Origin of the sequence: Snodgrassella sp., from assembly GCF_024103505.1 — a bacterium.
Lineage (GTDB): Bacteria > Pseudomonadota > Gammaproteobacteria > Burkholderiales > Neisseriaceae > Snodgrassella > Snodgrassella communis.
Map to the genome: position 1 here is coordinate 73,072 of NZ_JAGGIJ010000004.1, position 26,277 is coordinate 99,348.

Here is a 26,277-nt window from a genome sequence, read left to right on the forward strand (position 1 = left end):
AATAGTTTTATATAAATAGTATAAGTAATTTATGTCTTTATTTTATGGAAATATCCAAATTCTAGTGTTCTTTTGAATTGTGGTAAATGTTATCCCAGTTAAAATAAGAAGATTTCAATAATCTTAATAGTATATTCTATTGGGATATTGATTAAAGGCGAATAATAGTTAGATTGCTTTGATACAGAAATTCAATTGTTTAAATTAATTAGTTTCAATACCAGTTAAAGGGAGTTTATTGGTGGATTGGAGTAATGTAAAGATAGGGCAGAACCGACAAAGGTTAAATTCGCGACAGATTCTTAAACAAATTCGGGAGGAGCTGGAAAATGATAAATCAATTCTACAATGGCCAGTATATCCTAAACTGAAAGGAAAAAAGGATGATCGGCATCTCAGGTATCAGTCATATATATGTTATTTGTTTATGATATTATTTGCTGGTTTTGGGCTTTTTTTAAATATGTTTCTGAAAAAGATTTCAGAAAGTGGGTTGACTGCTACAGATTGGATTTCTTGTTGGCTTGTTATTATTAGCTTGGGGTTTTATATATATCTGATGTTGTTAAGCATAAGGAATGAGCCAATTAAGCCAGCACAATATGTTGTTCTGGATCGGCATCGGAAATTGCTGACGATAGTCACTATCAATGGACATAAAGAACAATATCTGCTGCGAAGCAACTGGAATCTATATGCTTCACGGAATAATATGGATCTTAGATGTCCTCGGGCAATCAATCTGTTTTTATCCATACCAGAACGAAATAAACATATTCTTTTATTGGAGTACTACGGCTCCAATTCAAAAGACTTACAACAGAAGATGAATGCTGTAGCGGCGTTATTGGCAAAAGATTTAGGTATTCGATATTTTGACTGTAATGCTAAAGAGATTTTTAATACAATCAATAATGGTTTGAAGCATAATAAGAATATTATTGAGTGGTCTGTCTATCCTTTTTTAAAATATAGAATTACTGACAAAGTATTAAAAAGTGATAAAGAAAATTATATTTACTGGGGATCAGGTTGCGTAGCAGTTTGTGCAGGCAGTTATTTCAGAAACCATAATTCTATTGGAGATTTGATTTTTTTTCTGATTATTCTGGTATTTTCGCTATTATTTCTTTTCCATTGGTATCAATGTAATCAAAGTCAAGGCAGAGTAGCAAAATATATTATTCTTAACAGAGCAGAGAAAAACATAACTATCAGCGATGCTATCAAAGGTGAAACTCGCTATTGTTTATCATCCGATAGTATGCTGACGACAATTAAGAAAGGTAATATTTTAACGGGCAGGTCGGTTAATCTGGTTTTAACTGCAACAAAAGAAAGACAAAAAATTTTGTTGTTTGAGTATTTTTCAATATATGGCAATACCAAAGCTAAGAAGATGGATGATCTGGCCAAAACGCTGGCCAGAGATTTGGGTATCAAATATCGCAAAACCAGTAACTAAATTTTTTTTATTAAGCATGTTTACTATAGTGCGTGTATTCAGACTGGATAAATATTGTTTCAACTGTTGCTAATCTGAATTATTCGTTCATCTGAAGCAGATATGGATAAATCCCCGTTGTCAGTCAACTGTTAGGTTGGCGGTAACTGGGATTTTGTTGTTATTTGGCTGGGGGAAATGGTTTTATTTATTCGGAATTAAGTATGGATAACAGGATAATGTATTTAAAAAATGTTAATATGACTGGATAGTTTACTATGCGGGTAAGTTATCGCTCAATGGAAGGAAATATGGAAAATTATCACTATCCAGATGAACAGGGGTTTTTTGGTGAGCACGGTGGGTTGTTTGTGTCGGAGACGCTGATTACCGCTTTAACTGAATTAAAACAGGCTTATTATGCGGCAAAGGCTGATCCATCGTTCTGGGCGCAGTACCATGAGGATTTGAAATATTATGTGGGTCGTCCCAGCCCGGTTTACCATGCCCGCCGCCTGTCTGCCTATCTAGGAGGGGCGCAGGTTTATCTGAAACGGGAAGATTTGAATCATACCGGTGCACATAAGATTAATAATACGATTGGTCAGGCCTTGCTGGCGCAGCGAATGGGTAAAAAGCGGGTAATTGCTGAAACCGGTGCCGGCCAGCATGGTGTGGCTTCGGCTACGGTAGCAGCGCGCTTTGGTATGGAATGCACGGTGTTTATGGGCACAGAGGATATTGAGCGTCAGGCACCGAATGTGTACCGGATGAAGCTGCTGGGTGCACAGGTGGTTGGGGTGGATTCCGGTTCGTGTACTCTGAAAGACGCTATGAATGAGGCTTTGCGTGAGTGGGTGGCGCGGGTAGATGATACCTATTATATTATTGGTACATCGGCAGGGCCGATGCCATACCCGGAAATGGTGCGCGATTTTCAGTGTGTTATTGGCAATGAAGCGAAAGAGCAGATGCAGGAAGCCATTGGCCGTCAGCCGGATGTGGCTGTGGCCTGTGTCGGTGGCGGTTCTAATGCCATAGGTCTGTTTTATCCTTATATTAATGTGTCCGAGACCCGTCTGGTTGGGGTTGAGGCTGGTGGTTTGGGCTTATCTGGACATCAGCATGCGGCTCCTATCAGTTCACACAGCCCTGTTGGGGTATTACATGGTTTTCGCAGTTATCTGATGCAGGATGAGTATGGACAGGTTGTTTCCACTCATTCTGTATCTGCTGGTCTGGACTATCCGGGCATCGGCCCAGAACATAGTTTGTTGCATGATATTGGCCGAGTTCAGTATGAGGCAATGGGTGATGAGGCAGCAATGGAAGCTTTTCATTTGCTATGTCATCAAGAGGGTATTATTCCGGCACTGGAATCCAGCCATGCGCTGGCCTGGGCGGTGGAAAATGCGCCGAAGATGAGCAAGGATGAGGTGATTCTGGTGAATCTGTCTGGACGCGGCGATAAGGATATCAATACGGTAGCCCGGCTAGATGGAATTAATGTGTGATTATTTGGATTACTGCGCTATGCTGGAAGCCGGATAATAATTATTTGTTGTGTGTATGAATAAGAGTATTAAGCTGTCTTCTGTGCAGATTTTTTTGATGGCTCTGGCCATTGGTCTGGCGGTGGCCAGTAATTATTTTGTGTTTCCGCTGATTGAGGTAATGGCACGCTATTTTGGTCTGTATGTGGCCAGTAGCGGGATGCTGATTACGCTGACGCAATTGGCCTATGCACTCGGGTTGATTTTTCTGGTGCCACTGGGTGATTTGCTGGATAACAAAAAGCTGATTGTGTCGCTGTATGCGGTGGTGAGTATCAGTGCTCTGCTGATTGCGCTGGCACCGAGCCTGTGGCTGTTTGTTGGTGGTTTGCTGCTGGTGGGCGCTTTTTGTACGGTGGCGCAGATACTGATGCCGCTGGCTGCCAGTCTGACGGCTCCGGAGCAGCGAGGTCGGGTGATTGGTACGCTAATGAGTGGGCTGCTGCTTGGCATTCTGCTGTCTCGTACTTTTTCTGGGCTGGTTGCTCATTGGTGGGGCTGGCGCATGGTATATGTGCTAGGTGCGGCGATGCTGTTGCTAATGACTTTGATTTTGCAATGGAAGTTGCCTCATGTGCAGCGCGAGCGCAGTGCGCTGGGCTACTGGCAGACGCTGGTATCGGTATGGTCGTTGCTGTGGCGTACGCCGTTATTGCGTCAGCGCGGTATGCTGGGCGCACTGGATTTCTGCCTGTTTTCGGTATTGTGGACGCCGCTTACGCTGTTGCTAAGCCATGCTCCTTATTATTTCAGTTTAAGTACGATTGGCTTGTTTGGTTTGTTTGGTGCGCTAGGAATATTTGGTTCGAATGTGGGTGGCTGGGCAGCCGATAAAGGTCATACTTATGCGATGACGGTGGTGTGTGCACTGTTGTTTCTGCTTAGCTGGGCACTGTTGTATGCAGGAGGAATGTATTTGTGGGCGCTGATTGGTGGTGTGATACTGCTGGATTTTGCTATTCAGGCTTTGCACATTTGTAATCAGTCGCTGATTTATCGTTCAGATCCGGCACTGAAAGGCCGGATTGCTTCTGGTTATATGAGTATGTATTTTATTGGCGGGGTACTCGGTTCGCTTGCGTCTGCTATGGCTTATGCGCATTATGGCTGGGGTGGTGTGGCATTGCTTGGTGGCGCGATTGCGCTGCTGATTTTGCTGTGTGCGCTGCTGTTTAAATGTGAACATATGGCTTAGATCTGTACGACCATTTTATCTGCTGGATAAGTGGTTGGTGTGGTCTATTCTGGTTTGTAATTGTGATTGTAATTGTGAATGGGATTGTTTATGTCTAATCGTGCTGTGATGACAGTGATTGGTAAGGATCGTATTGGTATTGTTGCTGAGGTGGCCACACTGCTGGCGGATCATCAGGTGAGTATTATGAATATCAGCCAGCAGCTAATGGATGATTATTTTACGATGATTATTTTACTGGATACGGAGCGGTGTACTTTGCCGCGTTTGCAGTTCAGTGAATTTCTGGATAGTGAAGGCGAAAAACGGGGGCTGCACATCCGTGTGCAGGATGAGGCTTTATTTAATGCCATGCACCGGATTTAGGAGTCGCTTATGTCATTTTCTATTCAGAATAATGAAATTCTGGAGACTGTACGTATGGTCTCTGACCAGCATTTTGATGTTCGTACGATAACTATCGGTATTGATTTACATGATTGTATTGATACGGATATTGATCGTCTGAATGAGAAGATTTTTGCCAAGATTACTCGGGTTGGTAAAAATCTGGTGCAGACAGCAACGGAGCTGTCTGCCAAATATGGTGTGCCGATTGTGAATCAGCGTATTGCGGTAACGCCGATTGCGCAGATTGGTGCAGCTACTGGTGCGGATTCCTATGTTTCGATTGCACAGACGCTGGATAAGGCCGCAAAAGCCATTGGTATTTCGTTTATCGGTGGTTTTTCTGCCTTGGTACATAAGGGGATGAGTGCCGCGGATGAGGTGCTGATTCGTTCCATTCCTGATGCCATGGCTTGTACTGATGTGGTTTGCAGTTCGGTGAATATCGGTTCTACCCGTGCTGGTATCAATATGGATGCAGTACGGCTGATGGGTGAAACCATCCGGCAGACGGCAGCAATAACGCCGGAAGGCTTTGGCTGTGCCAAGCTGGTGGTGTTTTGTAATGCTGTGGAAGATAATCCGTTTATGGCCGGTGCTTTTCATGGTGCAGGTGAGGCAGATTGTGTGATTAATGTCGGAGTATCTGGTCCGGGTGTGGTGTGTGCTGCGTTGCAGAATACGCAAGGCCTGTCTTTGACTGAAGTTGCCGAGCTGGTGAAGAAAACTGCTTTCAAGATTACTCGTGTGGGTGAACTGATTGGGCATGAGGCCAGTAAGATGCTGGGTATCCCGTTTGGTATTCTGGATTTGTCATTGGCGCCAACGCCGGCAGTGGGTGACAGCGTTGCCCGGATTCTGGAGGCGATGGGATTGAGTGTTTGCGGAACTCATGGAACAACTGCGGCACTGGCACTGCTGAACGATGCGGTAAAAAAAGGTGGCATGATGGCTTCCAGCGCAGTAGGAGGATTGAGTGGCGCATTTATTCCGGTATCGGAAGATGAAGGTATGATAGCAGCGGTAGAAGCCGGTGTGTTGACGCTGGACAAGCTGGAAGCGATGACTGCGGTGTGCTCGGTGGGACTGGATATGATTGCCGTGCCGGGGGATACTCCGGCCAGTACGTTGGCGGGCATTATTGCTGATGAAGCAGCTATTGGTCTGATTAATAGTAAAACCACGGCAGTACGGGTTATTCCGGTTACCGGTAAGGATGTAGGTGATCATGTTGAGTTTGGTGGTCTGCTTGGACGGGCTCCTGTTATGCCGGTGAAGTCTGGTTCCTGTGAGGTGTTTATTAATCGTGGCGGGCGTGTGCCTGCACCGGTGCAGGCAATGAAAAATTAAGGGTTGTAATGGTAGTGCATGTTATGATGCACGCTATGACAATCAGCACGGGTGGTGTTGCAGGCTATCAATATTCGGCCGCTCACAAAGGGAGACAGTATGGTAGTTGTCTAGCTACACCACTGATGTGTTCGGGAATAAGTAGAGAACGAAAATGAGTAGAATTCAACAGACGTTTGAGCAGTTGCATGGTCGCACTGCTCTGGTGTCATACATTACTTGTGGTGATCCGGATCTGGCGACAACACTGCAATTGATGCAGACGCTGGTTGCCAATGGTACAGATATTATTGAGCTGGGTGTGCCTTTTTCTGACCCGATGGCAGATGGGTCTGTTATTCAGGCTGCAATTGAACGTGCTTTGCGCCACCATGTGTCTTTAGCAGATGTATTGCAGGTGGTGGCTCAGTTCAGGCAGGAAAATCAGACTACGCCGGTGGTACTCATGGGTTATCTGAATCCAGTTTATCATATGGGCTATGAGCGTTTTGCACAGGCTGCTGTACAGGCTGGTGTGGATGGGGTGTTGACGGTAGATTGCCCGGCAGAGGCGATTGATGATTTGTATGTTCAGTTACAGAAAAATGGGCTGGACTGTATTTTTCTGATTGCACCAACCACCACAGATGAGCGGATTAAGCTGATTGGCAGCAGAGCCAGTGGTTTTGTTTATTATGTGTCCCTCAAGGGGGTAACTGGTTCATCACAGTTGGATACGACTGAAGTTTCGCGTAAAATTGATCATTTACGCCAGTTTATTCAGGTGCCTGTTGGTGTGGGTTTTGGTATTCGTGATGCCGACAGTGCCCGTCGTATCGGGGCGATAGCAGATGCGGTGATCGTTGGCAGTCGCTTTGTGCAGACGATAGCCGAGCATGCTGGTCGTGAGGCTGAGGCTCTGGCACCTGTCGTTGCCGAGCTCAAGCAGGCACTGGAATAATCTGTGCAGCGTCCTAATTCTGCATGGTAGCCTGTTACAGGCTGCTGGCAATAACCGGGAATGAAAACATGAGTTGGTTAGATAAAATCCTGCCACCGAAGATTAAAAAAGATCCTGTGGCTAAATCCGCAGGTATCCCTGAAGGATTATGGCAGAAATGCCCGTCGTGTGCGGCAACTTTATATGCCACTGATTTAAAGAAAAATATGGGAGTGTGTCCGAAATGTGGGCACCATAATCCGGTGTCTGCGCGTGAACGTATTCAGATGATGCTGGATGAAACTAAGCAGTATGAAATCGGTGCTGACATTAAGCCAATTGATATTCTGAAGTTCCGTGACAGTAAGAAATATACGGATCGCCTGAGTGCTGCGCGTAAGCTGACACAGGAAAATGATGCACTGGTGGTGGTGCGTGGTACTATGAATGGTGTGCCGGTAGTTGTGGCAGCGTTTGAATTCAACTTTATTGGTGGTTCTATGGGTTCAGTTGTGGGTGAACGTTTTGTGCGCGGGGTGCGCGAGGCGGTGAAGCATAACTGTACCTTTATCTGTGTGGCCGCTTCTGGTGGTGCACGAATGCAGGAAGGTGTGAATTCGTTGATGCAAATGGCAAAAACCTGTGCTGCTTTACATCTGCTTACTGAAAAATCGCTGCCATTTATTTCTGTATTAACTAATCCGACCATGGGTGGGGTATCAGCTAGCTTTGCTTTTATTGGTGATGTGGTGCTGGCTGAACCGAATGCGTTGATTGGTTTTGCTGGTCCGCGAGTGATTGAGCAGACGGTACGTGAGACTTTGCCTGAGGGTTTCCAGCGTGCGGAATTTTTGCAGGATAAAGGTGCAGTCGATCAAATTGTTGACCGGCGTGAATTAAAAGAACGTATTGTACGTCTGATTGGTTTGTTACGCTCGCAAGCTGGTGCCGATGCAGCCTGATATGAGTACTTTCGTTTGTTGAACTGAACGATTAACCCTAGTTGCCCTGAAATATTGTTTCAGGGCACTTTTATTTGTCTAGCCGAAATGAAGTCTGTGCACAGGTGGCGAAACTGTAAACTCAGATTTGTTCGTCTGGGTTAATGTTGTCAGACATTTTTGAGCGAACGGCGGTAACTGGCTTTTTGTGGATTGGTCAGTGTAGTATTACTTTCCGATTTAAGTTTGTAATTGTGCCAGTAATACAGGTACATGGCTGTGGGCAATGTCTTTAGCCGCGGTTAGCAGACATAACTGCTGGTGTCGCTGATGCAGTTGCTGTAGTGTTTGCAATGCCTGCTGTTGTTGCGGCTGATATAGCTCCTGCTGATAGAGCTGGCAGAATTCGTTGTAGCGGCTGGCCGGATTTTGATGCAGCCATTGTCGCAACTGGCTGGAGGGGGCAACAGTTTTGATCCAGTCTACACCGTTTAATCTGGCTTTACTAATTCCACGTGGCCACAGGCGGTCAATTAATACGGCTGGTTGCTGGTGCTGGTAGATATAAACACGTTGAACGCTATACATGGTTTTTGAGCTGAATTTTAGTAATGATTAATAATAATTTCTGAAATTTTTGGCGGCAACTGTATCGCGCCAATGGCAGTTGAAAATATGTTCGGATGCTGTGAACGCAGTGGTTGATGCCAGTTTCTATAAATGTTATCGCTGAAAGTATTGTGCTGGCCGTACTGGATTGTGGGCAGAATAAAAAAGCAGCCACAACTGGCTGCTTTTAACTATGGATGCTGGTTATTTCTGGTTTTTGCCCAGTTCCTGCTCTAAATCGTTTTTACGCATCAGGCCGGAAATAGTTTTACCATTCGGGAATATTATGGTGGGAGTACCATTAAAGCCGAATTTTTCACCCAGTTTCATGGTTTCAGCTACTGGATTGTCACAATTGGCTACGCTGGCGGGTGCTTTGTTGTGACGCATCCATGCGGTCCAGGCTGCGGTGCGTTCTTTCTGACACCATATCTGTACCGCTTTTTTCTGTGCTGTGGGGTGCAGTTCAGGTACAGGCATTAGGAAAGTATAGACGGTAATGTTATCAATCTGAGCGATTTCTTCTTCAAGTTTTTTACAGAACGGGCAATCGGGATCAGAGAATATGGCTATGATACGCTGTCCGTTACCGCGAACTTCTTTGATGGCTTTATCCAGTGGCAGTTGGTTAAAGTCTACTCTGGTCACTTCACTTAAACGCTGTTCGGTTAGGTTCTGATGGTGTTGCAGGTCAATGAGATTGCCCAACATGATGTAATCAGCATTTTCGTCAGTATAGATAATCTGATTACCGGTAATTACCACTTCATAAATGCCTTTAAACGGAGTGGTATAGATACTCTGTATGTTTAATTTCGACCCCTTGAATGCTTTCTGCATTTTTTTTATCAGATTTTCGCTAACTTTTTTACTGATACCGGCGTCGACATTCTGGCTGAGTTCAGCTGCGCTATTACTGGATGCAGCTGCGTTAACGCCGGAAGCGGCACTGGCTGCGGAACCGGTATTGTGTACTGGTGTACCGTCACAGGATGTGATTAAAGATATGGTGAGCAGGGGGGCAAGCCAATGCCATAAGCAGGATTTTTTCATATTGAAATGTTTTTACTCTAGTTAATGGTTAATGAATGATTTGAAATTATATGCTGCTATTATGCACAAGCTGTCGGGCGCATGAAAGGATTTGTGTGCAAATGTTGTTATTTTATTGCCGTCCAGTCTTGAAACCAGACGGGCTGCAATCTGTTTCGCTATAGCTGCACTGAATCCAAGTTATGTATGGCCTGCTTGTCAGTTGTTTAGTATAAAGCAATCGTGATGGATATGTAATGGTATTTTGCTTGTGAAACGGCTGGCGTGGCTATCAGCTTCATGCCACAATACTTGTTCGATAATTGATGTGAACATATGTTATGAATCCGATTTTGGCTTTTGATATTGAAACCATTCCGGACGTGGCTGGTATTCGTGTGCTGAACCATTTGCCGGCAGATGTGGGTGATGCAGAGGTGGTGGAATTTGCTTTGCAGCAGCGACGTGCCAAAACTGGTGGTCATGATTTTATGCAGCTGCATTTACAACAGGTGGTCGCCATATCGTGCTGTATGCGCTGGGGTGCAGATAAAATCCATGTTGGCAGTATCGGGACACCTGAAGACAGTGAAGAAACACTGATTGCGCGTTTTTTTGAGCTGATAGAAACTCATACACCACAACTGGTAAGCTGGAATGGCGGTGGGTTTGATCTGCCGGTATTGCATTATCGTGCCCTGATTTATGGTATCAGTGCTGCGCGTTATTGGGATATGGGGGAAGGAGATTTTGGCGATAGCCGTGATTTTAAGTGGAATAATTATATCAGTCGCTATCATGCGCGCCATTGTGATTTGATGGATTTATTATCCTTATATCAGGCACGTGCCTGTGTACCGCTGGATGATATGGCCAAATTATGTGGTTTCCCGGGAAAACTGGGTATGGATGGTAGTAAGGTATGGGCGGCCTATCATCAGGGTGAACTGACACAAATTCGGCATTATTGTGAAACAGATGCAGCCAATACTTATTTAATGTATCTGCGCTTTAGTCTGTTGCGTGGATCCCTCAATGCTGATGAGTATGAGCAGGAAATCCGTTGTCTGAAAGCTTATCTGAATGGGATACAGGCACCACATTGGCAGGAATTTCTGGCTGCGTGGGGACGCTCAAGTTGATTATGAAGACAAATAGACAGGGTGTCGGGATGATGGTTTGTGTGGGGTATTTCCTGTTATGAGAATGCACAGGCTGGTGCTGATTGGGGTAGGTCTGATTGGCGGTTCGCTGGCACTGGATTTGAAACGTGCCGGATTGGTAGACAAGGTAGCTGGCATTGATATTGATGCAGATAACCTAACTCGGGCACTGGAGCGGCGTGTCATTGATTATGCCTATACTCAGATTGATGCACTGAGTGTGGCTGATGCTGATATGGTACTGATTGCTACACCGGTTAATACATTGCCGTTAATCTGTCGCCAGCTGGCGCCATACCTGCCTGAACGGTGTATTGTTACTGATGTGGGCAGCACCAAGCAGCTGGCATTACAGGCTTTTGCGTCTGAGCTGCCAAATCACTATCTGCGCTGTGTTGCCTCTCATCCGATTGCTGGTTCAGATCGGCATGGTGCACTGGCGGCGCAGTTTGGCTTGTTTGCACAAAAAAAATGTATCATCTGTGCACATGAACATCAAGATGAAACTGCATTGCAGGCAGTGGTAACGATGTGGCAGGCAGTGCAGGCACAAATATATTATCTGGATGCAGTCAGGCACGATGCGATATTTGCGGCAGTGAGTCATTTGCCACATATGCTGGCTTATGCGTATGTTCACCAGTTAGCAGAAGCAGCGAATGCAGATGAGCTGTTGCAGTTTGCCGGTAGTGGTTTCCGAGATTTCACGCGGATTGCTGCCAGTCATCCGCAGATATGGACAGATATTTGTCTGGCTAACCGCAAGGTGTTGGCTGATTTGCTACAGCAGCAACAGCAGGAGCTGGTATATTTGCAGCAATGTTTGCAACAGGGTGATGCCCAAAAGTTGACAGCTTTTTTTGTCAAAGCACAGAAAATACGCGAAGGCTGGCAGAATTAGAAAAAAAGTACTGCAAGAGGTGATTCGGGCAGATAAAGGCATTACTCTGGCTAAGTTGTGGCCGAATAAAGTATTTTTTAGCGTTTTTGACTGCGCCAGATAAGTGCTGTTAATCAATTTTGCGGCATTTTTAATTAAAATAACTCTATTTTGTCGAATTAATACAAAATATGACTTGCCATGCGAGCGTATTTGATGCATAATTCGCTTCGTTAAATCAGCTCCTAGCTGGTTTAACAGTTTCTCCTCTATTTCTCCTTTGTAGACTTGGCGCACACTTAATCGTGTGCGCATTTTTTTATCTGTTTTTCTTTATGCTTATGGTATTTTTGTTTGGTCGTGCATGATTGTAGTATTTCCAGTTATTAGTGGAGGAGGCTGTACTAGTTCATACGGTTGTTTAGGGGGTAAGGTAAACTTAACGCTAAAAGGGATAAAAAGATGAATGAACAAGAGCGTACACGGCGGACGTTTCGTGCTGATTTCAAATCGCAAATGGTTGAACTTTATTATCAGGGGCACATTGCGTAGTGAATTGGTCAAGTAACTGCTTTAAAGTGCTGGATAGACTAATTAAGCGCAGGTAATTTGTTTAAGAGTTAAGGTAATCGAACTGTAGAAGAAAATGAACTGATTGTTTTACGATAGGGTGAGTTTAATTGAGTCAATTTTTTACTAGGGTTCAACTTTTAGCGTAGTGCAGCAGATTTTGATGTGGCTAGTTTCGGATTGGTAGAGTTATGTAGAAATGGTTCAGTATATTAATATTGTTGATTTTTTTCTGCATTTTATTTTTTGCTATTTGTAGTGATTTTGTCCCTAAGCAGGCTAAAACTATATTTGCTAAGGAAAGAATCATGCATGTGCTAATTATTCCATTCTAATTTGGTTTTTTGTATACAATTCCCAGTAAATATGTGCCGGTACTGCCTCCGGCTAAGCAGGCAAGTAAATATAAAGATGAGATTGTGCCTCGTGACATTACTGTAACAGTTTGATTGATTATTGACATTATGATTGGTTGAACACTAAAAACAAATTGAAATAAAGTGAAAATTTCTATTGTGATGCAGATTAGGTTTGAGCTTAATCTAATTATGATAATTGATGTACTAATACATAGTAAGCAGATAATTAATAGGTTGTTGCTTTTGATGGATTGGGATAGTTTACTGGTGATTGTTGCACCAATAACGGCACTGATACCAGTAAAATTTAACCAGCCTAATGTTGTTGAGGAGAGGTGGTATGGTGCTCCTTTTAAGTAAAAGGTTAAAAATGAAGATATGCCTAAATAAATGAAGAAGGGTATAAAACCTACCAGTAAAAAAACAATGATGGTTTTATGTAGTAATAATTGAGTTGCGTTCAGATAAGCTTGAATGATGCTTAATTTATGGTTGCTGGCTGCATTTTTTATACTATATGGAATAAAGAGGCAAGTACAAAAAATTAGTGTGGCATAAATCATGAAGGCAAATTGCCAAGAGCTGTTGTCTGTTAGTATTGCAATAAAGCTCCGGCTAAAAATCATACCAACAATGGAAGCAGAAATAATCAATCCTATTTTTGGGGTAATTTTAGCTGTATAGGCAAATAATGCTGCGGGAACTGATGCTGCAAAAAAAAATGTTAATGATATGATAAATAGATAAAGTTTAAATGATTGAATAAATCCTGAAATGCTAAGATAAAAAATGGTACCGATACAACCAAAAATTACTAATAGTGGTGTTGATATTTGGTCAGATAATGGTCCATAGATGAAGAAAGAAATTGCATAACAGAAACACGATAAGCTGAAAACTAATCTAGTTCTAGAGTGTTTATATTGAAGCTTTGGGTTATTTCTTGAAAGATGAGTTGGCTGATATAAACTGATCCGACTAGAAGTACGATAAGTACGACGGACACAATAATACTTATTTTGCTCTGTTTTGGTGTTATTTGCGGGCTATGAGTTATTTCCATAAATTAAGTTTCTTTAATTAATAATGATGTTATTTGTATTTATGACAATAACCACAAAGTTTAAAAGACAGAAATATTTATTTTGTGATATGAGATACATATCGGTATGGTGCCTGAGGGATAATAAGTTAGCGTGGGTGTTAAATTTTATGTTTATTGGCAATTAATATAATTAAGAGCAGGGGGATTTATTTGCTGGATTTAAGGCAAATAGTGATTTTGAATTGTGTATTTTTTTGATTGGCTTTTTGTAGACTATGCCGTTCCCTGTTGCTTGAATTATTAATTATAGTCAGGGTGATGCCAATTTACTTTGCGGTATCTCTGGTAATATTGAGAGGGGAGATGGTTGTGTTTGATGTGTAATAGGATGGGCAAGTTTTTTGAAGTCTCGCTCACTTGGGTTATCAAAAAATGGATTTAAATATTATTTGAACCCGAAACGGTAAGTCGATGAGGCTTATGATATGAATGGAACCGGTTTGCTATAAAGTTTATGCAGGTTTTAGTGTGAGGAGATATTTGCTGGGGTTTAAATGGTATTTTTGCAGATGTTGAATAAGCTGAAAGTTGGTGACTGTAAATTAACCAGAGTAGTCTTGGCACGCAGATTGGATTTTCCGCTACAATGCTGCCATTTTGAAGCGGATGTCAGTATGTGACGAAATGGTGAATATCCGTCATGGTCATATAATCAGGTTTGGCATGTTATTTGTCGGTAAGGAAAAAATCTATGTGGCAGCAAAAATGGGTAATTGGCAATTGGAAGATGAATGGCAGTAATGCGACTAATCGATTGCTGCTGCAAGCGTTGCTGAAACCTGTGGATGCAGTAGCGACGCATGTATATTGTGGTGTGGCTGTACCAAATGTTTATCTTGCTGCGGTCAGTGAGTTTGCTGCCGGTACGGCATTGGCGGTTGGGGCGGAAGATGTGAGCCGCTTTGCTGCCAATGGTGCTTTTACCGGGGAGGTAAATGCCCAGATGCTGGCTGATGTGGGGGCGCGGTTTGTGCTGATTGGCCATTCTGAACGACGGCAGTATTTTCAGGAAAGCAATGATGAGTTACTGGCCAAGCTACAGAATAGTGTTGCGGCTGGTGTACTGCCGATTCTGTGTGTGGGTGAAACGCTGGTTGAACGAGAAGCCGGGCAGGAGCAGCAGGTGGTTAGTGCGCAACTGTCACTGCTGGCGCAGCTGGGCTTGAAAGAGGTTGTGGTGGCATATGAACCAGTATGGGCAATTGGTACGGGCAAAGTTCCTGCTGTGGCACAGATTGAGGCTATGCATAAGTTAATTTATCAGCAAATCTTGTCTTTATGTGGGGAAGATGTTAAAATCCGCGTCCTTTATGGCGGTAGTGTCAACGCGAGCAATGCGGCTGAAATTCTGGCTGTGTCACATGTTGACGGTGCTTTGGTTGGCGGTGCCTCTTTGCAGGCTGACAGTTTTACCGCTATTATTCAGGCTGCATATGCGCCTGCTTGATAAAAGTTGATATCATGGAAGCATTTAAAACCCTTATTTTAATCGTGAATATTTTCGCGGCGCTGAGTGTTATTGTGCTGGTGCTGATGCAGCAGGGCAAAGGTGCGGATGCGGGCGCGGCATTTGGTTCCGGTAGTGCTCAGGGTGTTTTTGGTGCAGCGGGCAATGCAAATTTCCTCAGTCGCAGTACCGCAATTGCGGCAACTATATTTTTTATTAGTTGTCTGGCTTTAGGTTATATTTCGACGCATCGGCATAGTGGTCTGGATTTCAGTAATGTGAAGCAACAACAGGTAGTTGTGCCAGCGAGTTCGGCAGCTGCCAGTGCTCCGGCCGTACCGGTGAAACCAGCGCAGAAACCACTGATACCGGAATAGAGATTTTTTACAGTTAATTGCCGACATGGTGAAATTGGTAGACACGCCATCTTGAGGGGGTGGTGACCTCAGGTCGTACGAGTTCGATTCTCGTTGTCGGCACCATATCTAAAATCAACAGTTATATTTTTATATATGATGTGTGTATGCTAGTGGTGGTGTATTGCAGATTGTAATTTATTTTGTTGATTTTTTGGATAAAAGGGCAGCCTATAGAGGCTGCCCTTTTTGTTTGTATTGATGATGGTATTGGTTTCGGATATTCAGCAGGCTGGCGTTGGCAAAGAGTTGATGGTGTCTTGTGCTAGTATGGTGGTTTATTGGCTGGCTGATTGCTGGTGGTGTGTGTTTCTGGAAATGAATGTAGATGACAAATACTGATTCTTTTGCGTATTTAGAAGACCTTGATAGTGAGGTAACGCAGGCTTTTATTCAGCAGGCAAATGCTGTTGCTCAGGCTGAGTTTGCTACGGGTGCTGAGTATGCGGCAGTGCGTGATGATATTGTGACTGTGTTGCGGGATGAGCAGCAAATCCCTTTTTGTCAGGAACATCGTGCACGTATGTATCATTTTTATCAGTCGGCTGAATTTCCGAAAGGGGTGTACCGGGTATGTTCTGCGGCTAGTTATCGTGCTGGTTTGCCGGAGTGGAAAATTCTGTTTTCGGTTGCTGATTTTGACGCTCTGCTTGATGATGATGTGTATTTGCAGGGTGTGGCGCATTATGTGCAGGCTCCTGAACATGTGTTAATCAGTTTGAGTGCTGGTGGGGCGGATGCTGCATATACGATTGAGTTTAATCTGGCAGAAGGTAAGGTAGTAGAGGGTGGCTTTCATTTTCCATTAAGTAAAAGCATTATCAGCTGGCGTGATACGGAAAGTGTGTGGGTGTCTCCGGCATGGGATGAGCGGCAGTTAACTCAGGCTGGCTATTCGCGGCAGGTGTGGCTGATGCAGCGCGGCCAGTCTTTTGCGGAGGCAGTGCCGGTATTGGAAATGCCTGCCGACGGTATGATGGTTAATGCTTGGCGTTATCTGGATAGTCAGGGGGCGCCGATTGATTTGGTTGAAGCTGCGAGTGGTTTTTATCACAAGCAGTATTATCAGGTGATGGCGGATTTAAGCGTTAAGTTACTGGCGTTACCGGATGATTGTGAGCTGATGGGCTATCTGTGTGGGCAGTTGCTGGTGCAGTTACGCAGTGACTGGCAGCGTGCCAACCGGTTTTATCCGGCTGGTAGTCTGGTAGCTGTGAAATTGCATAAAGGTGAGTTGGGCGCAGCTGAGGTAATTTTTCAGCCAGCTGCTACTCAGGCTATTGAGTGTATTGAAACGACACGACGGTTTGTGCTGGTGTCGATACTGGATAATGTGCATAGCCGTTTGCTGGCTTGGCGTTTTGCTGAAAATCGCTGGCAGGAGGTTACTGTGCCAAATCTTCCGGCAGGAGCTCTGGAGATTACCGACCAGCCTTGGGGTGGTGATGTGGTGTATCTGGCCATCAGTAGCTTTCTGGAACCACTGACGCTGTATACGTTAGATGTGCATCTGGGCGAGTTGTGTGTTATGCGCCGGCAGCCGCGGCTGTTTGACTCTGAGGGAATGCAGGTGCAGCAGTTTAGTGCAGTTGCGCAGGATGGTACGTTTATTCCTTATTTTCATGTTGGTAAAAATATGAATAGGGATACGCCAACAATTGTTTATGTATATGGTGGTTTTGGTATGCCACAGCTGCCTTATTATCTGGGCAGTATTGGCCGGCACTGGCTGGCGAAAGGTTATGCTTTTGTGCTGGCTAATATCCGCGGCGGTGGTGAATTTGGTCCGGCATGGCATGAGGCTGCGCGCGGGATTCACAAGCAGGTCAGTGTTGATGATTTACTGGCTGTGCTGCATGATTTGTATAAACATCAACGCGCTACTGCGGCACATACGGCGATTCAGGGTGGTAGTAATGGCGGTCTGGTGGTGGCCGCTGCATTTTGCCAGCAGCCACAGAATATGGGGGCGATGGTGTGTGAGGTGCCGTTAACGGATATGTTGCGCTATCCGTATCTGTCGGCAGGGTCTTCATGGATGGATGAATATGGAAACCCTGATGATTCTATTCAAAATCAAGTATTAAGTAGCCTTTCTCCCTATCACAATTTGAGTGATTTGCAACACTATCCGCCGGCATTGATTACGACTAATTTGCATGATGACCGTGTGCATCCAGCTCATGCGCTGAAATTTTATGCGCGCTTGCTTGGGCTAAAACAGCGGGTATGGTTGGCGGTGCCGGAAACGGGCGGGCATGCTGGCGGGAGTACGCAGGAAAATACGGCAGCAGAACTGGCCTTGATTATGAATTTTTTGTATAAAACTATTGTTGATTATGATTCAATATAAATCATATAGCTTGTAGCAAAAAATCAGGCTGTGCTAATATGGCTGCCGCTTACTGTTTAATTTGCCTCAGGTGATAAGTAAAAGTGCGCTGAAAATCGCTGAAAACCACGGAAAATACGGCAAAAAACAATTTGAATGGAAAACTCTATTTTTATTAGGTACAATGATATCAACAACTAAAAGTTGATTAATTCAATTAACCCCTGTCCGCACTAGTGCTGGGCAAAGCAAAGAAAGATCAGTCAATGGATAACAATATTGAACAACGAGTAAAGAAGATTGTTGCAGAAAATTTAGGTGTGAGTGAAGCTGAAGTAAAAAATGAATCTTCTTTTCAGGAAGATCTGGGTGCTGATTCACTGGACATCGTTGAATTGGTAATGGCACTGGAAGAAGCTTTTGGTTGCGAAATTCCAGACGAAGAAGCCGAAAAAATTACTACTGTACAACAAGCTATCGATTTTGTTGGCGCTCACTTGAATTAATTCTGTGTAGTGTTGGTTAAATTCAAATTCCTCTGTCGAAATAAGGTGTATTTTTTCGCCTGATTCGGTAGAGGTTTTTTTCTTACGAGCAAATTATGAGTAAAAAAAGAGTAGTCATTACCGGCCTGGGTCAGGTATCTCCTGTGGGTAATGATATAACCACAGCATGGCAAAATTTACTTGCAGGTAAAAGCGGCATTGGCACTATTACCCATTTTGATGCTTCGTCTTTAGCTTGCCAGATTGCCGGTGAGGTTAAAAATTTTGATGTTACTCAGTACATCAGTGCTAAAGAAGCACGGCGGATGGATTCTTTTATTCATTTTGGTGTCGCTGCAGCCTTGCAGGCCATTGCAGATGCTGGACTGGATGATATCCCGGGTTTGGATAAAACCCGTGTAGGGGTAAATATTGGTGCCGGTATTGGTGGTTTGCCAGCAATTGAGGCTACTGCGCGGGCTGTTGTAGAACATGGTGTGCGTAAAATTAATCCGTTTTTTATCCCCAGTTCTCTGATTAATCTGATTTCTGGTCATGTGACGATTATGAAAGGCTATCAAGGGCCAAGCTATGGTATGGTTTCGGCTTGTACTACCGGTGCACACAGTATTGGTGATTCTGCCCGCCTGATTAAGTATGGTGACGCAGATATTATGATTGCCGGTGGTGCGGAAGGTGCTATCTGTGAGCTGGGTGTAGGTGGGTTTGCTGCTATGAAGGCGCTGTCAACCCGCAATGATGATCCGGCTACGGCGTCCAGACCTTGGGATAAGGAGCGAGATGGCTTTGTTATGGGTGAAGGTGCTGGTGTGATGGTGCTGGAGGAGTATGAACATGCTCGTAAGCGTGGTGCCAGAATTTATGCTGAGCTGGTAGGCTTTGGTATGAGCTCGGATGCCTATCATATTACTGCACCAAATACGGAAGGCCCTGCACTTGGTGTGATGCGTGCGCTGAAAGATGGTGGTCTGAATCCGGAAGATGTTGATTATGTGAATGCACATGGTACGTCGACACCACTGGGTGATTTGAATGAAACCAATGCGTTGAAGCTGGCTTTAGGCGAACATGCTCAGAAGCTGGTGGTTAATTCAACTAAATCTATGACTGGTCATTTGTTAGGCGGTGCTGGTGGTGTGGAGGCGGTATATACGGTAATGGCTATCCATACTCAAAAATCTCCGCCTACTATCAATATCTTCGAACAGGATATTGAGGCTGGATGTGATTTGGACTATTGTGCCAATGAAGCACGTGATTTGACGATTCGTGCGGCTATTTCCAATTCATTTGGCTTTGGCGGTACAAATGGTTCGCTGGCGTTTAAACGCTTTGAGGATTAATTATTGTTGGAATCAGCTATGAGCACAGGTTGTCTGGATGCAGGCAGCCTGTGTTTTTGTATTGTTTGATTATGCTTAGGTTGCATAGTTTGCTGTGGTAATTGTTGTGTGCTGGTTTGGTGCGCGCTGTAGCTGGATTGATTGCTGTGGTGTGATACGTGCAGCCTGAGATTGAAATTTTGTATACAATGCGCTGTTAGTTGTTTTGTTAAGCCAATTCATGCTGCTATCTGATGCTTTCAAGATAGTATGATGTTTTACATGTGGTTTAAAATTAGCTAGTGGCCTAAGTATAGGACAGTTATCTGCCGGCGGTTTGTTGAAAGGAATATTTGTCATGAATATTGGTATACTAGGTGCTGGTGCGTGGGGAACGGCACTTGCTATCCATTTTGCCTTGCATTCGCATCAGGTATGGCTATGGACACATAATGTTCGACATGCGCAACAATTACGGCAGGAGCGGGTAAACAGGCGGTATCTGCCTGATTTTGTGTTACCGGATAATCTTGCTGTGGTTGATGAGTTTGCTGCGGCAGATTTGTGTATTATTGCTACGCCGGTAGCTGCGTTGCGTGAAAGTGCGCGAAAACTGCTGGCTGCTGGCTTGAGTGAGGTGCCGGTGCTTGCTGCCTGTAAGGGGTTTGAACAGCAAACTGGCTTGCTGCCGCAGCAGGTGCTGGCGGAAGTGATGCCGGCGAATAAATGTATTGGGGTATTGTCTGGTCCGAGTTTTGCGCAGGAGTTGGCACAGCAGTTACCTTGTGCTGTTACGCTGGCGTCAGAAAATTTTGCTTGGATTCAGGAATTGGCAACTGTGCTGAATAATACGGTTTTGCGTTTGTATGCTAATGCTGATGTGATTGGTGCAGCAGTGGGTGGCGCGGTGAAAAATGTCATGGCTATTGCTACAGGTATTGCTGATGGCCTGCATTGTGGTATCAATGCCCGGGTGGCGTTAATGACGCGTGGAATGGCAGAAATTTCGCGCCTGAATCAGGCTCTGGGTGGACAGTCTGCTACTTTGATGGGCTTGTCTGGTATGGGGGATTTGATTCTTACTTGTACGGGTTCGCTGTCGCGCAATCGCAGAGTAGGCTTGCTGCTGGCTGAAGGAAAATCGCTGCCTGAAGCGTTAACTGAACTTGGACATGTGGCCGAAGGTGTATATACTGTCGAAGAAGTATGCCGGCAGGCTACTTCACTGGGAGTGGATATGCCGATTACCACTATTCTGCAGCAGCTGTTTGAAGGTCGTACTGAGGTGCGGGCGCTGGCAGAAATATTGATGGAACGGGCGCCAAGAGTGGAATAATCATTTAAGTGTTTTAACAAATAACAATTTGACTGGCGGATGGGTAAATCAGGCAACCATACTGCGTATTTGACGGATGGAAGCGGGTAGGGAATGGAAAATCAACTAGAACAATTGGAAGACAGCGTTAAACGGCTGGTTATTCATTTTAATTCTCTTTTAGCTGAGAAACATCAGTTGACTCAGCAGTTATCAACTGTAAAAAAACAGTTGCAACAACAGGGTGAGAATTTTCAGGCAGAACGTGAACGGATGCGTAAACAGCATGAACAGGATAAATTTAATTTACAGGAAAGCATGCAAACTACGATTGATGAGCTGATTGCTGAAAAAAAACGCTATACTATGGTATTAAAGGCATCTAGTGATGAATTACAGCGATTGCTGCAACGCTTACCACAGGTGCAGGAGGATTCTTAATGGATGAAATTCAACAGGTTCGTGTGGAGATTCTCGGCCGTCCTTTTAATATAGGTACGCCGAGAAGTGAACATGAAACGTTGATGCAGGCTGTAAAGATGCTGAATGAGAAAATTGTTGCCATTCAGAGTTCTGGACGGATTGTTGAAACAGATAAAATTGTGATTATGGCTGCTTTGAATCTGGCGCACGATTTACTTAAACTTACGATGCATGGCGATTTGGCAGTAGGTGATTTCGAGCATAAGATGCAGGATATGATCCAGTTGTGTGAAAGTACACTCACACTTGTGGTAAAATAATCTTTTCTTCCCCTGCTGTGTTCGTAAGGACATATATTCCTTTGAACCAATAATTCGCTTTTTTTGGCGGTTGGGTAGTGGTGGGCGTGAGCATTCTTTATGAATGAACCCGAAGCCATTCGATACTGCCAGCCTTGTCCTCAAGGTTCAAGCGGATGGCGTCCAATGCGGCACGTGCGGGGGAAACCTATTTGAACAGGCTGTCTGATGATTCAGGCAGCCTGTTTTTCGTTGGTTGGTGTGTTGATGTTTTTCATTGTGTTGATGTTCTGATTATGAAATTTGACAGATATATTTTGGCAGTTTTATGCTGTCAAATACCGCTAAAAGATGCTTTTTTTCTATAAAAAAACAGATTAACCGGAATTTTCCTGTTTTTGGAAAATGAAGTTTGTGCTTATATTAAGTGCAAATGCGTAAATCTATGCTGTTTGGTCTGTAAACCAGTAATGCTTGTACAGTTATACCCGCTTTTCTGTTGTTGAATAATAAATCAATCAGTTTTATATCCCATATTTATTGCTGTGCCATTGAGCAAATCGGGTAAAATTAACGCTGTAACGATGCGCTTGTGCATTGGCTGTATGTGCAGAATAGTGCCATTTGTATTTTTCACTATGCTGCTGATGAAGTTGCCAGTTTAGTCCATCAGTTTTATCTCTTTTTTATTTCCGATAAACCAGACAATCATTGTTCTGGTATGAAAAGTGCTATGTCCAACAATTTTCCCTATGTTCCGTTACGTCTGCATACTGAGTTTTCGATTGAAGACGGTATTGTGCGGATTAAAGAAGCAGTCAAGCGTGCCAGTACTTTAGGAATACCGGCGCTCGGCATCAGTGATTTGATGAATGTATTTGGCATGGTGAAGTTTTATAAGGCCTGCCGTAATGCTGGTATCAAGCCTATTATGGCTGTAGATGTACGTGTGGAAAATCCGGAGCAGCCAGATAAGCCTTTTCGTATGATGCTGGTGGTAAGGAATCATGCGGGTTATCTGCGTCTGAATGAATTGTTGACAGATGCTTATGTAGGCGAAGACCGCCACCCGCATCAACCTCTTATTCGGCAGCACTGGCTGGCAGAAGGAGACAACAGTGGGTTGATTTGTTTGTCAGGCGCACAGTATGGTGAGGTTGGACAGGCTTTGCTGGCGCATAAACCTGAGCTAGCTGCGCAGGTCTGTGCCAAATATCAGCAATGGTTTGGAGACCGCTTTTATCTGGAAATTCAGCGCTTGCCGGAACGGCCGGAGTGGGAGGCTGTGGTAGCGGGCAGTGTGACACTTGCTGCTGAGCAACGGTTACCGGTGGTGGCTACCCATCCGGTACAGTTTATGGATGCAGAAGATTTTCAGGCACATGAGGCAAGGGTTTGTATTGCCAGTGGTTATGTGCTGGCAGACAAGCGTCGTCCGCATGATTTTGTGCCTAGTCAGTATTTTGTGACACCAGAGGAAATGGTGGCGCGCTTTGCTGATATTCCAGAAGCACTGGCCAATACGGTAGGTATTGCACAGCGTTGTAATCTGACGCTGACTCTGGGTAAACATTATCTGCCTTTGTTTCCGACACCTGCGGGTATGACGCTTGATGATCTGCTGATACATCTGAGTAATGAGGGGTTGCGGGAGCGCATGGCTTTTCTGTATCCGGATGAAGCTGAGCGGGCACAAAAAATGCCTGAATATCAGCAGCGACTGGATTATGAGCTGGACATTATTATTCAGATGCAGTTTCCCGGCTATTTTCTGATTGTGCAGGACTTTATTAACTGGGCTAAGCAAAATGGCTGTCCGGTTGGTCCCGGGCGTGGGTCCGGCGCCGGTTCTCTGGTGGCGTACTCGTTGAAAATTACTGATTTGGATCCGTTGCGCTATAACTTGCTGTTTGAACGTTTTTTGAATCCAGAGCGGGTTTCGATGCCGGACTTTGATATTGATTTTTGTCAGGAAAATCGTGGCCGTGTGATTCAGTATGTCCGCCATAAATATGGTGTACCTGCGGTAAGCCAGATTGTGACTTTTGGTACGATGTCATCTAAATCTGTGGTGCGTGATGTTGGGCGGGTGCTTGATTTGCCGTTCGGTTTGTGTGACCGTTTGTCCAAGCTGATACCGGTAGAAGCAAATAAGCCTTTGAGTCTGACCAAGGCTATGGAAGCTGAGCCACAGATTCAGCAGTTATTGCGTGAAGAAGAAGCAGAAGAGCTGATGACGCTGGCGCTGAAATTGGAAGATTTAACTCGCGGTTTGGGTATGCATGCCGGCGGGGTGTTGATGGCTCCCGGAAAAATTGCCGATTTCTGTCCGATTTATCAGGCAGGAGGTGATGATGCGTCTCCTGTTTCTATGTTTGATAAGGATGATGTTGAGCAGATTGGTCTGGTGAAATTCGACTTTCTTGGGCTACGCAATTTAACCATTATTGAAATGACGCAAAAGTTTATTCTGGAGACTACTGGAAAGAAGGTTGATGTAAATCATATTCCGCTAGATGATGCGGCCACTTACGCCAATATTTTTGCCAAAGGCAATACGACTGCGGTATTCCAGTTTGAGTCGGCGGGGATGAAGAAGATGTTGGTGACAGCACGACCGACAAAGTTTGAGGAAATTATCGCGTTTGTAGCCTTGTATCGCCCGGGGCCGATGGATCTGATTCCCGACTTTATCCGGCGTATGCACGGTGAAGAGAAAGTGGAATATCTGCATCCCAATCTGGAACCGGTACTGGATTCCACTTATGGGGTGATGGTGTATCAGGAACAGGTGATGCAAGCTGCTCAGGTTTGCGGTGGCTATACGCTGGGGGGCGCCGATTTACTGCGGCGCGCCATGGGTAAGAAAAAGGTGGAGGAAATGGTGAAGCACCGTGCCATTTTCGAAGCTGGTGCGGCAGAAAAAGGTATAGATAAGCAAACGGCCAACGAGATTTTCAATTATATGGAAAAATTCGCTGGTTATGGTTTCAATAAGTCTCATGCTGCGGCTTATGCGCTGGTATCGTATCAGACTGCTTGGCTTAAATGTCATTATCTGGCTGAATATCTGGCTGGTACGATGTCCAGTGAGTTAACCAATACCGATCAGTTGAAAATCTTTGTTGATGATGGTATTGAAAATGGTATTACTTTCCTGCCACCCAGTATTAATGAATCGTTTTATCGGTTTACACCAAATAATAATAAGCAGATTCGTTATGCGCTGGGTGCGATTAAAGGTACGGGCGAGGGGGCGGTAGAAGCGATTGTGCGTGCTCGTGAAACAGGTGGTGCGTTTACTGATCTGTTTGATTTCTGCCAGCGCGTTGACCGCCAGCATCTGAATCGCCGTACTATAGAAGCTTTAGTGCGAGCCGGTGCATTTGATGAATTGAATCCGAATCGTGCTCAGTTATTGGCCAATATTGGGCTGGCCATGGACAACGCTGAACAGGTGGCTGCCAATGCTAATCAGGGCGGGCTGTTTGATATGGTAGAAGATGCCATAGAACCTTTGCAAATGGAAGAAGTAGCTCCGTGGTCACTGGCAGTGAAGCTGGCGGAGGAAAAACAGGCGATGGGTTTCTATTTTTCCGGTCACCCTTTTGAGCCTTACGCTGATAAGGTACGCGCACTGGTAAGCAGTAAACTGGCAGCACTTAAGCCATCCAATAATAAGCAGAAAGTAGCCGGTTTTGTAACTGCGGTGCGTTATATTATGGGTAAACGCGGTAAATTTGCTGTAGTGCAACTGGAAGATGGCAGTGCCAAGCAGGAAGTGGTGGTAGCAGGGCAAGCGCTGGAAGAATATGGAGCCAGTCTGAAGGCCGATCAGGTACTGATTATGGAATGTAAGGTTGCGGTTGATGAATACAATGGTGGCGATGGTTTGCGCATTACTGCGGATGATGCGTTTACGCTTGCAGAGGCCAGTGCCCGTTATGCACGCAGTCTGCAATTACAAATCACTGCGGATACACCTGTCAGTCAGCTGGCGGCACTGTTACAACCTTACCGCGAGCAGCAGGCACATGTACCGCTGAAATTCTGCTGCCAGCATCAGCAGGCGTATGGCGAATTGCGCGCGGATAAGAGCTGGCTAATCAGACCTGAAGCGGCTTTATTCGATAGTCTGTACACATTACTGGGTGATGAAGCGGTACAGGTAAGTTTCTGAGTATGATAACAGGCGGGTAGCCGGTGGCAGATAATGCGCGGCTACCGCGGTTATATTGATGTTTGTAACAGGCAATATTGGGTTGTCGTACAATTATTATTTACCCAAGGCACTATCCAGTTCCTGTTGCCGGGTTTTGACAGTATCTTCGAGACCTTTGATGCGTTCCTGATAGCGCACGTAATTACGTTCATTGCCCAGACGTATTTTTTTGCCTTCTTCCAGTGCTTTCTGGGCATCAGCAAGATTTTTGCGGGCAGTGGCTATAGCAGCTGGATTGGAGTGATTGTCGCCGGCTGTTGAAGCTGTTTCTTTCGCTTCGATGGTGCTGTTGCTTGGGGTAGGTTTGTAGGCGCTGGTAGTAGAGAAGTTTACGCCCAGATTGCTGGCTGGGTGGCAGTTTTTGCCAGTGGGAATTTCGGCATAGCTGTGGTTGCCGCGGCTGTCGGTGCATTCATATACCTGTGCCAGCGCGGACGCACTTATCAGGGTGCTCAGTACGGTAAATATTAAGCGTTTTTTCATGATTT

General features: G+C 44.8%; 23 protein-coding genes, 1 tRNA gene and 1 other RNA gene. 21 read left to right on the forward strand and 4 right to left on the reverse strand.

Features of this window, described 5'->3' with window-relative positions; all coding sequences use genetic code 11:
- Positions 1–241 precede the first annotated feature (241 nt).
- The 7 genes from J6578_RS05490 (at position 242) to accD (ending at position 7,810) form a co-directional block, all read left to right on the forward strand.
- On the forward strand, positions 242–1,465 hold the full coding sequence (locus J6578_RS05490) for a hypothetical protein (RefSeq protein ID WP_093093006.1): 1,224 nt from the start codon (positions 242–244) through the stop codon (positions 1,463–1,465).
- A 290-nt stretch (positions 1,466–1,755) separates the two neighbouring features.
- Positions 1,756–2,958 (forward strand): tryptophan synthase subunit beta, encoded by a 1,203-nt coding sequence (gene trpB / locus J6578_RS05495; protein ID WP_100149999.1) that lies wholly within the window; start codon positions 1,756–1,758, stop codon positions 2,956–2,958.
- A 55-nt stretch (positions 2,959–3,013) separates the two neighbouring features.
- Complete coding sequence (locus J6578_RS05500) at positions 3,014–4,192, forward strand: MFS transporter (RefSeq protein WP_287954072.1); 1,179 nt, start codon at positions 3,014–3,016, stop codon at positions 4,190–4,192.
- A 90-nt stretch (positions 4,193–4,282) separates the two neighbouring features.
- Positions 4,283–4,558 (forward strand): ACT domain-containing protein, encoded by a 276-nt coding sequence (locus J6578_RS05505; RefSeq protein WP_037491390.1) that lies wholly within the window; start codon positions 4,283–4,285, stop codon positions 4,556–4,558.
- Between the two features lie 9 nt (positions 4,559–4,567).
- Positions 4,568–5,929 carry a PFL family protein gene (locus J6578_RS05510; protein ID WP_037491392.1) on the forward strand — a complete coding sequence of 454 codons (1,362 nt, stop codon included), beginning with the start codon at positions 4,568–4,570 and terminating at the stop codon, positions 5,927–5,929.
- Between the two features lie 154 nt (positions 5,930–6,083).
- A complete protein-coding gene (gene trpA / locus J6578_RS05515; RefSeq protein WP_100149995.1) occupies positions 6,084–6,869 on the forward strand; it encodes a tryptophan synthase subunit alpha in 786 nt (261 codons plus the stop codon).
- A gap of 68 nt (positions 6,870–6,937) precedes the next feature.
- Positions 6,938–7,810 (forward strand): acetyl-CoA carboxylase, carboxyltransferase subunit beta, encoded by an 873-nt coding sequence (gene accD, locus J6578_RS05520; protein ID WP_093093117.1) that lies wholly within the window; start codon positions 6,938–6,940, stop codon positions 7,808–7,810.
- Between the two features lie 219 nt (positions 7,811–8,029).
- Here accD and J6578_RS05525 read toward each other — a convergent pair whose 3' ends face one another.
- Together J6578_RS05525 and J6578_RS05530 are read right to left on the reverse strand one after the other, a co-directional pair.
- A complete protein-coding gene (locus J6578_RS05525) occupies positions 8,030–8,377 on the reverse strand; it encodes a DUF488 domain-containing protein (protein WP_239428023.1) in 348 nt (115 codons plus the stop codon).
- A 225-nt stretch (positions 8,378–8,602) separates the two neighbouring features.
- Complete coding sequence (locus J6578_RS05530; RefSeq protein ID WP_093093020.1) at positions 8,603–9,451, reverse strand: DsbC family protein; 849 nt, start codon at positions 9,449–9,451, stop codon at positions 8,603–8,605.
- Positions 9,452–9,771: 320 nt separating this feature from the next.
- Here J6578_RS05530 and J6578_RS05535 point away from each other — a divergent pair, with 320 nt between their 5' ends.
- Together J6578_RS05535 and J6578_RS05540 are read left to right on the forward strand one after the other, a co-directional pair.
- Positions 9,772–10,572 carry a 3'-5' exonuclease gene (locus tag J6578_RS05535; protein ID WP_093093022.1) on the forward strand — a complete coding sequence of 267 codons (801 nt, stop codon included), beginning with the start codon at positions 9,772–9,774 and terminating at the stop codon, positions 10,570–10,572.
- 58 nt (positions 10,573–10,630) lie between these two features.
- Complete coding sequence (locus J6578_RS05540; protein WP_093093024.1) at positions 10,631–11,494, forward strand: prephenate dehydrogenase; 864 nt, start codon at positions 10,631–10,633, stop codon at positions 11,492–11,494.
- 880 nt (positions 11,495–12,374) lie between these two features.
- Here the strand turns inward: J6578_RS05540 and J6578_RS10320 are convergent.
- Positions 12,375–13,376 (reverse strand): MFS transporter, encoded by a 1,002-nt coding sequence (locus tag J6578_RS10320; RefSeq protein WP_353846663.1) that lies wholly within the window; start codon positions 13,374–13,376, stop codon positions 12,375–12,377.
- An 822-nt stretch (positions 13,377–14,198) separates the two neighbouring features.
- Between J6578_RS10320 and tpiA the strand changes: the two genes are divergently transcribed.
- The 12 genes from tpiA to dnaE all read left to right on the forward strand — a co-directional run bounded on the left by tpiA (position 14,199) and on the right by dnaE (position 25,747).
- A complete protein-coding gene (gene tpiA, locus J6578_RS05545; protein WP_287954073.1) occupies positions 14,199–14,954 on the forward strand; it encodes a triose-phosphate isomerase in 756 nt (251 codons plus the stop codon).
- A 14-nt stretch (positions 14,955–14,968) separates the two neighbouring features.
- On the forward strand, positions 14,969–15,331 hold the full coding sequence (gene secG / locus J6578_RS05550) for a preprotein translocase subunit SecG (RefSeq protein WP_093092751.1): 363 nt from the start codon (positions 14,969–14,971) through the stop codon (positions 15,329–15,331).
- A gap of 19 nt (positions 15,332–15,350) precedes the next feature.
- Positions 15,351–15,436: transfer RNA gene (locus J6578_RS05555), tRNA-Leu, on the forward strand.
- Positions 15,437–15,571: 135 nt separating this feature from the next.
- A complete protein-coding gene (locus J6578_RS05560) occupies positions 15,572–15,712 on the forward strand; it encodes a hypothetical protein (protein WP_287954074.1) in 141 nt (46 codons plus the stop codon).
- On the forward strand, positions 15,699–17,723 hold the full coding sequence (locus J6578_RS05565) for a prolyl oligopeptidase family serine peptidase (protein ID WP_287954075.1): 2,025 nt from the start codon (positions 15,699–15,701) through the stop codon (positions 17,721–17,723). The genes J6578_RS05560 and J6578_RS05565 overlap by 14 nt, the downstream gene beginning before the upstream one ends.
- 245 nt (positions 17,724–17,968) lie before the next feature.
- Positions 17,969–18,208 carry an acyl carrier protein gene (gene acpP, locus J6578_RS05570; protein WP_037404851.1) on the forward strand — a complete coding sequence of 80 codons (240 nt, stop codon included), beginning with the start codon at positions 17,969–17,971 and terminating at the stop codon, positions 18,206–18,208.
- Between the two features lie 95 nt (positions 18,209–18,303).
- Positions 18,304–19,551 (forward strand): beta-ketoacyl-ACP synthase II, encoded by a 1,248-nt coding sequence (gene fabF / locus J6578_RS05575; RefSeq protein ID WP_037404853.1) that lies wholly within the window; start codon positions 18,304–18,306, stop codon positions 19,549–19,551.
- A 337-nt stretch (positions 19,552–19,888) separates the two neighbouring features.
- Positions 19,889–20,866, forward strand: a complete 978-nt coding sequence (locus J6578_RS05580; RefSeq protein ID WP_287954076.1) for an NAD(P)H-dependent glycerol-3-phosphate dehydrogenase — start codon at positions 19,889–19,891, stop codon at positions 20,864–20,866.
- A 93-nt stretch (positions 20,867–20,959) separates the two neighbouring features.
- Positions 20,960–21,286 (forward strand): hypothetical protein, encoded by a 327-nt coding sequence (locus J6578_RS05585; RefSeq protein ID WP_093092759.1) that lies wholly within the window; start codon positions 20,960–20,962, stop codon positions 21,284–21,286.
- Positions 21,286–21,588: a cell division protein ZapA gene (locus tag J6578_RS05590; RefSeq protein ID WP_093092761.1), complete on the forward strand. Its 303-nt coding sequence runs from the start codon at positions 21,286–21,288 to the stop codon at positions 21,586–21,588. Before J6578_RS05585 ends, J6578_RS05590 begins: the two co-directional genes overlap by 1 nt.
- Before the next feature lie 6 nt (positions 21,589–21,594).
- Positions 21,595–21,775: non-coding RNA, 6S RNA (gene ssrS, locus J6578_RS05595), on the forward strand.
- A gap of 525 nt (positions 21,776–22,300) precedes the next feature.
- A complete protein-coding gene (gene dnaE, locus J6578_RS05600; RefSeq protein WP_239366699.1) occupies positions 22,301–25,747 on the forward strand; it encodes a DNA polymerase III subunit alpha in 3,447 nt (1,148 codons plus the stop codon).
- Between the two features lie 96 nt (positions 25,748–25,843).
- Here dnaE and J6578_RS05605 read toward each other — a convergent pair whose 3' ends face one another.
- Positions 25,844–26,272 carry a DUF4124 domain-containing protein gene (locus J6578_RS05605; protein ID WP_287954077.1) on the reverse strand — a complete coding sequence of 143 codons (429 nt, stop codon included), beginning with the start codon at positions 26,270–26,272 and terminating at the stop codon, positions 25,844–25,846.
- Between the last annotated feature and the right edge of the window lie 5 nt (positions 26,273–26,277).